The 10,131-nt window shown below is 67.5% G+C and carries 10 protein-coding genes; all 10 read right to left on the bottom strand.

Features of this window, described 5'->3' with window-relative positions; all coding sequences use genetic code 11:
- A partial coding sequence (locus HOP12_08610; GenBank protein ID NOT34214.1) for a hypothetical protein occupies window positions 1-716 on the bottom strand: 716 nt, incomplete at its 3' end.
- Window positions 713-1,216, bottom strand: a complete 504-nt coding sequence (locus HOP12_08605; GenBank protein NOT34213.1) for a hypothetical protein — start codon at window positions 1,214-1,216, stop codon at window positions 713-715. The genes HOP12_08610 and HOP12_08605, both read right to left, overlap by 4 nt.
- On the bottom strand, window positions 1,213-1,716 hold the full coding sequence (locus HOP12_08600) for an archaeosortase/exosortase family protein (protein ID NOT34212.1): 504 nt from the start codon (window positions 1,714-1,716) through the stop codon (window positions 1,213-1,215). Before HOP12_08600 ends, HOP12_08605 begins: the two co-directional genes overlap by 4 nt.
- Window positions 1,713-4,454, bottom strand: coding sequence for a hypothetical protein (locus HOP12_08595; protein ID NOT34211.1), 2,742 nt, complete (start codon window positions 4,452-4,454; stop codon window positions 1,713-1,715). Before HOP12_08595 ends, HOP12_08600 begins: the two co-directional genes overlap by 4 nt.
- Before the next feature lie 103 nt (window positions 4,455-4,557).
- Complete coding sequence (locus tag HOP12_08590; protein NOT34210.1) at window positions 4,558-5,091, bottom strand: acyltransferase; 534 nt, start codon at window positions 5,089-5,091, stop codon at window positions 4,558-4,560.
- 128 nt (window positions 5,092-5,219) lie between these two features.
- Window positions 5,220-5,798: a hypothetical protein gene (locus tag HOP12_08585; protein ID NOT34209.1), complete on the bottom strand. Its 579-nt coding sequence runs from the start codon at window positions 5,796-5,798 to the stop codon at window positions 5,220-5,222.
- Between the two features lie 202 nt (window positions 5,799-6,000).
- Window positions 6,001-7,653 (bottom strand): chaperonin GroEL, encoded by a 1,653-nt coding sequence (gene groL / locus HOP12_08580; protein ID NOT34208.1) that lies wholly within the window; start codon window positions 7,651-7,653, stop codon window positions 6,001-6,003.
- 61 nt (window positions 7,654-7,714) lie between these two features.
- Window positions 7,715-8,008, bottom strand: coding sequence for a co-chaperone GroES (locus HOP12_08575; GenBank protein ID NOT34207.1), 294 nt, complete (start codon window positions 8,006-8,008; stop codon window positions 7,715-7,717).
- 287 nt (window positions 8,009-8,295) lie between these two features.
- The gene (locus HOP12_08570) at window positions 8,296-9,240 is read right to left on the bottom strand and encodes a hypothetical protein (protein NOT34206.1); all 945 of its coding nucleotides are present in this window, start codon (window positions 9,238-9,240) and stop codon (window positions 8,296-8,298) included.
- Between the two features lie 118 nt (window positions 9,241-9,358).
- Window positions 9,359-10,131 (bottom strand): sigma-54-dependent Fis family transcriptional regulator (locus tag HOP12_08565; protein ID NOT34205.1); only part of this gene is annotated, 773 nt, incomplete at its 5' end.

The following is a 10,131-nucleotide window of genomic DNA, read 5'->3' as shown; positions in this document are numbered from 1 at the left end:
ATCGCGAAAGCCGCCAGCAGCGGCGCGGCGACGCGAACCGCCGCGGCGATCCCCGGGCGCGGCCGCCACGCGCCACCCTCGCGGATCAGCACCGTCGGCATCAGCAGCGCGAGCAGAAACAGCACGTAGTCGAGCCGCAGCCACAGATGACGCACGCCGTCGAGCAGGAACTCGCTCGCGATCTGGCCGAAATGGAACTGCCGGACCGTGAACGTCACCGAGCGCAGGGTGGCGCGCAGCACTCCGACCGAGGTGGCGCGGGCATCGACCACCGAGAAATAGGCGCGATGCGTCGGGTCGAGGTCGAACATCCATTCGTTGCCGATTCGCAGGCGCGTCGGCTCGTTCGGGCATCGAGCGATCAGATGGAATCGCACCTCCTCGAAACGCGGCAGCCATTCGAGGGGCGCCGCCGTCAGCTCGAGCGGGCACGCCAGACTGTCGCCGGCGAGCGCCAGTGTTCGCATCAGCAACGCACGCAGCTCGGGCTCATGCGCGCGCAGATCGCGCAACGCCCCCTCGCCGACCTGCGTGGTGTCGCGGCCCAGCGCCCAGCGCGCATCGCGCAGATGGATCTCCCACTCGCCTTCGATGCGGGCGCCATCGAGCCGCAGCGTCACCTGACTCGTGCCGGCACCGTGTGCCGCCGCAGAGGTCGCCACGCACACCACGGCGGCCACCGCGAGCAGCAGTGAACGCATGGCGGCGCGAATCATCGGGCGCCACCCCGCGGCTTCGAGCGCTGGGAAGTTCGCAGGCCCGCGACCGGGCGAGCGAGGACGCGCTCGTGCCCGAGCACCACGAACCACACCAGTGCTGCGATCGCGAGCCCGACCACGCGGATGATCGAGTCGGTGAGGCGCATGGCCGCGGCTTGTTCCGCGGAGCCCGCGATCGCATGCCGTGCGCCGAGCATCGAGGCGAGCGCCAGCGCCAGCGCCGCGATCTCGGCCACCACCATGATCGGCACCCCGACCAGCAGTCCCCGCCCTCGACGTGCCCAACTCGCCCAGCCGCTGGCGAGGCACAGAGCGACGAACACCGCGAGGTCCATGGGGTAGAAGAGCTCGAGGCTCGTGATTCGCAGCGAGGCGCCGGGTGGCGTCACCACGCGCACCGCGACCGCTCCGATCGCCGCCTGCCACGGCTTCGAGAGCCACCACGCCGGCGCGAACACCAGCGTGGCCCAGCCCGCGAAGGCGAGCAGGAACTTCACGCCGTCGGCGCGCGCCGTCCGGTCCACATGAGCCACAGAGTGAAGGCACCGAGCACCGCGCCGATGGTGCCGATCTGCCACAGATAGACGTGGACGAATTCGAACCAGTTCGATCGCGCGGCGAGGACCGCGTAGAGCGCGAGGATTCGAAGCGTGTTGAACACATGAATCGCGAGCGCCCCGACTCCCAGTCCGATCACGCGCTGGCGCCAGCTGGCGGGCGTCGCGATCACGCCACCGGCGAAGATCAGATACGCCAGATGCGGGCTGCAGTCGGTCGCGATCTCCATGCCGGTCCGGCCGGTGTGGAGCACGTTGCCAACGAGGTCGACGGGGTGGCCCAGCAGGCCGAGTGCCGCTCGAACCGAGACGACGGTGATGCGAATGCCGAACCCTTCGATGATCGGGAAGCGACTCACCAGCCACAGCGCCACGCCCCAGAACGCCAGACACGTGACGATGATGCGCAGCGGCGCGGTCGGTCGCGACTTGGACTTCATCGAATACGCACCAGCCGCCGCACCGCGCTCTCGCCACCCGCCTCGAGACGCGCCCAGTAGAGACCGGCGGGTGCTCGGCCGCCGCGCTCGTCGCGTCCGTCCCAGCTCGCCACATGTTCTCCCGCTTCGAACGCGCCGTCGACCAGGGTGCGCACGCGACGCCCCGTCACGTCGAGCAAGGTCAGGCGAGCGTGCTCGGCGCGCGGCAATGCGAAACCCAGCGTGGTCGCGCCGCTCGAGGGATTGGGACGCGCGGGGCTCAAGGCGAGGCCCCGCGCGATCGGCGCGTCGCCGACCGCAGTGGGGTTCACGGGTTCCAGGAACCAGTTCGCGAGGATCGCCGACACGTCGTTCTGCAGCTGCGTGTGATTCCAGCGATACGGCCGCCCCGACAGGAACGCCAGGCGCGCGCCGCTCGGCCGGAACGTTCCGCCACCGGCCGGCACTCGCACCGCGCCGATCCCGCGCGTCGGCGAGAAGCCCGAGCTGACGCGGAACAGCAGTTCGCTCTCGGGAGTGGTTCGCACGGTGTCGAACACCGCGCACAGGGTCTGAGAACCGAGCGTCGTGACGTTCGCGAGTCCTGGCCGAGTCGCCAGGCAGTCGAACAACGTCGCTCCGGTGTTCGTCCAGTTGATGCCCAGGTAGGTGCGCAGCGAATCGTCGAGGAAGCTCTCCCCCTGGCGCGTCATCAGGAGCAGGTTGCCGCCGACTCGCAAGTAGGACAGCACCGGTGTTTCCTGCCAGGCCGCCAGGTCGCCGCCGAAGTTGTTGCCGACCCAGATCACATTGCGATAGTGCCCGAGCACGTCAGGCGGAACCTCGCCGTGGCCGAGCGGCGCCGGAAGTGCCGCGGGATAGCCCCCCGCAGGCGTCGCAAAGGCATCCCAGAAGTCGACCGTGTAGGGGCCCGAAAACGCGTGATCGGTGTAGGCGCTCGTGATCTCGGTGCCGTAGGTCGCCCAGTCGACGCCGTTCACGAGCAGGACGCCGCGCTCGAACGTGGGGTTCGAGACCGTGGTCTCGACGCTCTTCAGGATCCAGTCGTCCTTGTCGATCTCGAGCAGCGTCGGTGCGTCGTTCACGTGCAGCACAAAGGTCTGCGTCGCGAGCGAATCATGGATGACAAACGTGGTCTCGCCGGCGGCGGTCGTGAGTGTGACGTCGACCGGCATGTGGAAGAGCTGTCCGCTCTGAGTCTGTTCGAGCTGAAGCGTGACGTCCCAGCCGCCGCCACCCGCCGCCACCGCCGCCCAGGTCGGGCGATAGACGGGGAAGAACTCGCCGTAGATCCACTGCTGGAAGAACGCGTCGAGGTCGCGCCCCGAGACGCTCTCGCACACGTCGCGGAAGTCCTCGGTCACCGCACTCTGATAGCCCCACGTGGTGTGGTACTGCTGCAGCGACGCGAAGAACGCGGCGTCGCCGAGCACGTGGCGCAGCATGTGCAACACCCACGAACCCTTGTTGTAGCTGAGATTGCCGTCGAAGATCCGGCTCTCGTCGGTTTCGTCCGGCACCCACACCGTGCCGGGCCCGGTGTAGCGGCTCGCGTTCAGGTCGGCCTTGTAGGCGGCTACTCCGGCGGTCGCTTCCCACCACAGCGCCTCACCGTAGCTCGCGAAGCCTTCGTTCAACCAGATGTGATGGAAGTCGCGACAGGTGACGAGATCGCCCCACCACTGGTGTGCGAGTTCGTGCGCCACCACCGACTCGTTGAAGGTACCGAGCCCCGTGATGGTCTGGTGTTCCATGCCGCCGCCGTACTGGAACTGCGCGTGCCCGTACTTCTCGGTGATGAACGGGTACTCACCGAAGCGCGTGGCGAACGCCGCCATCATGTTCTTGACCTTGGCCTGCACCGGCGCCGCGCCGGCCGCCGACTCCGGATAGTTGTAGAAACGGATCAGCATCGAGTCGGTCGGCGTCGGGCGATACCAGTCGTCGGTCACGGTGTAGGGGTAGGCCGCGATCGAAACCAGATAGGTCGCGATCGGGTAGCCCTCGTGCCAGTGGGTGGTCGCGGTGCCGCCCGACGGCACGCGGCTCACGAAGCGACCGTTCGAGGCGACGGTCTGCGTCGACGCGGTGGTGAAGTGAATGTCGACCGAGTCCGCCTTGTCTTCGGGAATGTCCTTGCACGGCCACCAGCTCCGCGCACCGTAGGCCTCGGAGAGGCTCCAGATCAGCGGCCGCCCGTTCACGGTCTGGAACACGAAGTAGCCGGCCGCAGTCGGATTACCGTGATAGGTGAGCGTGACGTCGACCAGCTCACCGGTGGCGTAGGCGCGATCGAGGTTGAGCGTGAGGAGATTTCCCACGCGGCTCCAGGTGGTCGCGCCGCCGGCCGAGGTGGCGGCATCCATCACCATGTTCGCGTAGAAATTGAGCTCGACCACCGAGATCGGGCCGCTCACCACCGACGCCTTCATGCGAACGGTGCCCGCGACCTGGCTGCCCGCCTGCGTGAAGGTGAGGTTCAAGTCGTACCAGTGTGCGTCGTACTGCTGCTGATTGAGCGTCGCCGGCTGCGCGGTCGCGCGCTCGTGCGCGAGCCTCGCCGCCTTCCAGGCGGACAGGTAGGGCGCAACGTCGAACTCCTCGCGCGTCTCCTGCCGGCCATTCGGAAGCGGCGGAAACAGCATCGGTTTGGCGAACGCCGCCGGGGCCGCAAGGACGAGCGCGAACGATGCGGTGACGAGCAGGGTGCGAGCAGCGGAGGACGTGCGGAAGCGCATCGGTGGGGGCTCCATGAGGTTGGGCGCGCGGTGTCGCGGGGCAGAAATCCGGCCCGCGAGACCTCGCGACAATCGCGCCAAGTCTAGCATCGCGGCCACCCGGTCAGGCGATGCCGAAATGCTTGCAGAGCGCTTCGCGCTTCTCCTTGATGCTCAGGTGCGCGGTCGCCATGCGCCCCTTGCTGTGGAGCATCAGCGCCTTGAGCATCTCGGTCTTCATCACGACCTCGGCCGGGTTGCCCATCACCACCGAGCCCTCGGGGATCACACCGCGCACCACGGCACCCGAGCCGATCACGCAATTCGCGCCGATGCGCGCCCCCGGCAGCACCAGGCATTTGATGCCGAAGAAGGTATTGCTGCCGACCACGATGCGGCCGTAGAGCCCGAAGTCCTGCACCTCGGGGAACAGATGCCCGGCCGCGTCATGCGTGATGAACTCGGTGCCGGCCGACACCAGCACGCGATCGCCGAGCTCGATCAGATAGGGCTCGACCGAGAAATACGGCGTGTGCACGATGCAGTTCGAGCCGATCTTCACGCCGTCCTCGCGCAGCCATCGCAGGCGCACGCTCATCGGCATCAGCATGAACAGCTTGCGTCGAATGAAGATTCGGAGCAGTTCGAGATAGATCACGCGGGAAGCCTCGGGGCCGGGCGGAGGATTCGTACCGTGGGGCGAGGCTATCGCAGGCGTACGAAAAACGCCCGCCGCGGGGCGCTCGCGAGTGCGACGCGCCCCCGGCCGGGCGGCTGTTCCCCCTGCTACCGATACAACGCTTTGATCGCTCCCCAGGTCCGCGTCTCGGTCGGCACCGGCGCCTCGATCACGAACTCGAGCGAGTAGGACTGCACGAGGTTGCTGGTCTGCTGGATCATGAAGCAGTAGTCGCCGGGGCCCAGCAGCGGCGTGGCGAGCGCGAACGTCGTCACCGAGTTGCTCACGAACCGCGGCATGAGATTGGTGCCGAGGTCGGTGCCGGCGATGTGAATGCCGGAGAGGAAGCTGTCGATCGTCGCCGGACCCGGGACGAAGCTCGTGGTGCCGGCGTTGAATGCCGCGAAGCTGAGATTGCTCGGCGAGTAGCCGAGCAGATTGAGTCCGATCAGCATCTGCCCCGACGCGACCGTGAAGCGCACGAAGTCGCGATCGCCCGCGGGCGGCGCCGCGTTCGAATTGGCGACCGTTCCGATCACGGTGTTGCCGCCGACCGCCAGCGCGAGCGGGCTGGGAACCGCGGCGTTGCTCGACAGATCGCCGTGAATCGACTCGTCGTGGATGACGGCGGCGCCGGCCGACGTGGCGAGCGTGAGCAGCAGAGCAACGGTGGCGCAAAGCTTCATGGGGGTACTCCTTCGGGTGGGGGCATTGCGTACGGGATCGGCGCGGCCGACGCCACTGCGAACTCGACTTGATTATCGCGCGATTGCACGCAGAGTCCACGGCCCCGATCGACGTTTGACCGTGTTTTGGTCACACCAAACGCGCCGGGCCCGGCTTGCGCCGGGCCCGTTCGTCACTTCGTACTACGGTGTTCTGTGCGGCCTAGAAGTCCTCGCCGCCGCCGTAGCCACCGCCGCCGCCCGGTGCCGCCGAAGCCTTCTTACGCTCCGGGATTTCGGTCACCAGCGCTTCGGTGGTCAGCAACAGGCTCGCCACACTCGCCGCGTTCTGCAGCGCGGTGCGCGACACCTTGGTGGGATCGATGATCCCGGCCTTGAACATGTCCACGTACTCTTCCGTGTCCACGTTGTAGCCGGTGAACTTCTCCTCACCCTTGTACGACTTCACCTTCTCGACCACGATCGAGCCTTCGACGCCGGCGTTCTCGCACAGCGTGCGCAGCGGCTGCTCGAGTGCGCGCTTCACGATGTTCACGCCGACCTTCTCGTCACCCTCGATCTCCTTCGCGAGACGATCGAGCGCTCCCAGGCTGCGCAGGTAGGCGACGCCGCCGCCCGGCACGATGCCCTCTTCGACCGCGGCACGGGTCGCGTGCAGCGCGTCCTCGACGCGAGCCTTCTTTTCCTTCATCTCGGTCTCGGTCGCAGCGCCCACGTTGATCACCGCGACACCGCCGGCCAGCTTCGCGAGCCGCTCCTGCAGCTTCTCGCGATCGTAGTCCGACGTGGTGTCGTCGATCTCTTTGCGAATTTGCGTAATGCGGCCCTGGATGTCGACCTTCTTGCCGGCACCCTCGACGATCGTGGTGTTTTCCTTGTCCACGACGACGCGCTTCGCACGGCCCAGATCCTCGAGACGAACGTTCTCGAGCTTGATGCCGAGATCTTCCGTGATGACCTTGCCGCCGGTCAGGACCGCGATGTCTTCCATCATCGCCTTGCGGCGATCACCGAAGCCCGGGGCCTTCACCGCGCACACGGCCAGCGTGCCGCGCAGCTTGTTGACCACCAGGGTCGCGAGCGCTTCGCCCTCGACGTCCTCGGCGACGATCAGCATCGGCTTGCCCTTCTGCGCGATCTTTTCGAGCACCGGCAGGAGGTCCTTCATGTTCGAGAGCTTCTTGTCGTAGAGCAGGATGTAGCCGTCCTCGACCACTGCCTCCATGCTCTCCTTCTCGGTCACGAAGTACGGCGAGATGTAGCCCTTGTCGAACTGCATGCCCTCGACCACTTCGAGCGTGGTGTCGACGGAGCGGGCCTCTTCCACCGTGATCGTGCCGTCCTTACCGACCTTGTCCATCGCGTCGGCGATCATCTTGCCGATCACGTTGTCCGAGTTCGCCGAGATCGTCGCGACCTGCTCGATCTCCTTGTTTTCCTTGACCGGGCGGCTGAGCTTGCGCAGCTCGTCGACCACCGCTTCGACCGCGCGCTCGATGCCGCGCTTGATCGCCATCGGGGCCGCACCCGCGGTCACGTTCTTGATGCCCTCGCGGAAGATCGCTTCCGCGAGAACGGTCGCCGTGGTGGTGCCGTCGCCGGCCACGTCGGAGGTCTTCGAAGCGACCTCGCGCACCATCTGCGCGCCCATGTTGTGATACGGGTCATCGAGCTCGATTTCCTTGGCCACCGTGACGCCGTCCTTGGTGACGGTCGGTGAGCCCCACTTCTTGTCGAGCACGACGTTGCGTCCGCGCGGTCCGAGGGTGACCTTGACCGCTCGCGCGAGCTGTTCGACGCCCTCGAGGATCTTGGCCCGCGCCTCGCCGCTGAAAAGCAACTGCTTGGCTGCCATGTTGAGTTCTCCTTGTTCGTATGGTCAGGACCGCGCGCTCGTGGCGCCTGCGGTCACGCGGTTACTTCTCGGACAGCACGCCGAGGATGTCGTCCTCGCGCACGATTACGAACTCGCTGTTCTCGATCTTGACCTCAGTGCCGCTGTACTTGCCGATCAGCACCCGGTCGCCCTTCTTCACTTCGATCGAGACGCGTTTGCCGTCCTCGGTCATACGACCGGGCCCGACCGCGATCACTTCGCCCTCCATCGGCTTTTCCTTGGCGGTATCCGGAATGATGATTCCGCCACGCTTTGCTTCCTGCTCCTCAATTCGACGCACGAGGATTCGATCCGCGAGAGGCCGGACGTTCATGCCTTCCTCCTCTTCCAACTGGGTTGTGGCGGCGCGCGTTTGCGCGCCGCGATCTCTAGGTTGATGTCTGGAGTTCGCGCCGTTCGCAGCGGGCGACGGCGGACGTGTGGAATCTATTCGCGGTATGCGTCGCGGAGCAAGCCGATGTAGGAAGATTTTGCAATTCAACACGTTATCGGCCTTGGACCAATGCCATTCGCGACGGTTTGTGCCAATTTGGCAAACCAGATCTGGCGCTCGACCGGGCGGACGTTCCGGGAACGGCAGGGGCCGCTGCGAGTTGGGGGCTACTGGGTGTTCTCGAGGATCGAGACGCGTGCGCTGCCGTCGAGGTACCCGGTGCTCACGGTGCCGCTGACGCTCACGCGGTCACGGCTCGACGGTCGGCGGCTGCGCGAGAACACCACGATGGTGTCGCGACCCTGGTGCAGGTTGTAGACGACCCCCTGCCCGAGCGCGAACACTTCGCCGACGCGGCCGGTCACGCGGACCTCGCGGCCCTCCCACGCTTCCGCATGCTGGCGGATCTTGCGCACCGAAACGCTCTCGGAGCCTCGCGGCCACACGATCCACAACGTGATCAGAAACGCGAGACCGCCTGCCACGAAGATCTGAAGCTTGCGGTCGGTCGACACCGCCTCGGCGGCGACGATCCACCATGGTTCCACGAGCGGCCGGGGCGCGGCGATCGGAGTCCTGCGTGCTTCATCGGCCCCGATCAGCGCGGGCCCGCCGAATCCGCCGGTGTCGCCGTCGAGCGGAGACTCGGCTTCGTCGTCGTCTTCCACCACCTTCTCGGCGACGACCGAGAGGCGCGGCACGCTGTCCCCCGCGCCCTGCCACGCGATCGGCTTGTCGGATTTCTTCTCAGCGGCCGCGGCGCGGCTGGCGAGCGGCAATCCGGGCAATGCGCCGTCTCCGGGTCGCACCAGGGTCGGGCGCGGGCCGGTTGGCGCGGCCGTCGGCGCCTCGAGCCCGGTCGTGATGCCGTCGCTCGCCGCGGCGGTGGGGAGCTGCGGCCGCGTGAGCCTCACACCGGACGGCGCGTCCTCGGAGCGGTGAAATTCGGATTGCGCACCCTCTTCGGCGCCGACCAGCCAATCGGGACGTTCCTCGGGCTCCGCTCCACTCGGTGGCATGGGCGCGGCGGACGGCGCGGGCGGCTCGGCCGGCGTCGGGCGCGTGGGTTCGGCTTCAGAGTCGTCGAACAGCGCTGGGTCGGGCAGACCCATGGGTCCCTCCGTGGATCCTGACGAGGTTCGCGACCATTATCGGCGCGTCGGTCCAGCGGGATGAGCCGCGTTTTCGAGCGTCCGGCGGCGCCTCCGGATCTCGCCCGCGAGGCCGACTTCAGCCCAGCCGATAGCGCTCGATCTTCCGGTAGAGCGTACGCAGGCTGATCGCGAGCATCGCGGCAGCGCGGCGCTTATCGAAGCCGACACGGCGCAGCGCGGCCTCGATCATGCGGCGCTCGCCCTCTTCGAGAGTCGCCCCGATCTCCACTTCGACGCGCCCGGCCAGCTCGCTCGGGGCGGATTCGCGCACGCCCGCGGGCAGGTCGGTGACGTCGAGGGCGCGGCGACCCTTGGCCGACACCACGAGACCCTCGAGCACTCCGCGCAGCTCCCGCACGTTGCCGGGCCACGGGTAACGCGCCAGCCCCTCGATCGCACCGCGCGTGAGACCCGGCACCCGCCGGCCGTGCTCGCGGTTGAACTCGCGAACCGCCGCCTGCACGAGCAGCGGCAGATCCTCGAGGCGCTCGCGCAGCGGCGGCAGCTCGATCCGCACCGTGGCGAGACGTTGCTTGAGATCCTCGCGAAATTCGCCGGCTCGCACCCGCGCGTCCAGGTCGGCACTCGTCGCCACCACCAGCCGCACGTCGGCCTGCAGCGCGCGGCCGTCGCCGACGCGCTCGAACACCCGTTCCTGAAGAAGCCGCAGCAGCCGCAGTTGCACCGGCGGCGAGACGTTTTCGATCGCCTCGATGAACAGCGTGCCGCCGTCGGCGATCTCGATGCGCCCGCGCCGCAGCCGCGGCCGTCCGCCGCGCTCCGCCGCCTCCTCGCCGAACAGCTCACGCTCCATCATGAACGCGTGATCGCGGTGGTGAGTCGCGGGCT

The organism is Candidatus Eisenbacteria bacterium (assembly GCA_013140805.1).
GTDB lineage: Bacteria > Eisenbacteria > RBG-16-71-46 > RBG-16-71-46 > RBG-16-71-46 > JABFRW01.
The sequence above is the reverse complement of the archived record's forward strand: the minus strand, read 5'-3'. Positions and strand labels throughout refer to the sequence as shown.

Bases quoted from the DNA above. Each gene is read 5' to 3' on its own strand.
- HOP12_08570 (NOT34206.1), bottom strand. From the start codon at position 9,240: ATGGGTCTGCCCGACCCAGCGCTGTTCGACGACTCTGAAGCCGAACCC.
- HOP12_08600 (NOT34212.1), bottom strand. From the start codon at position 1,716: ATGAAGTCCAAGTCGCGACCGACCGCGCCGCTGCGCATCATCGTCACG.
- HOP12_08585 (NOT34209.1), bottom strand. From the start codon at position 5,798: ATGAAGCTTTGCGCCACCGTTGCTCTGCTGCTCACGCTCGCCACGTCG.
- HOP12_08595 (NOT34211.1), bottom strand. From the start codon at position 4,454: ATGCGCTTCCGCACGTCCTCCGCTGCTCGCACCCTGCTCGTCACCGCA.
- groL (NOT34208.1), bottom strand. From the start codon at position 7,653: ATGGCAGCCAAGCAGTTGCTTTTCAGCGGCGAGGCGCGGGCCAAGATC.
- HOP12_08575 (NOT34207.1), bottom strand. From the start codon at position 8,008: ATGAACGTCCGGCCTCTCGCGGATCGAATCCTCGTGCGTCGAATTGAG.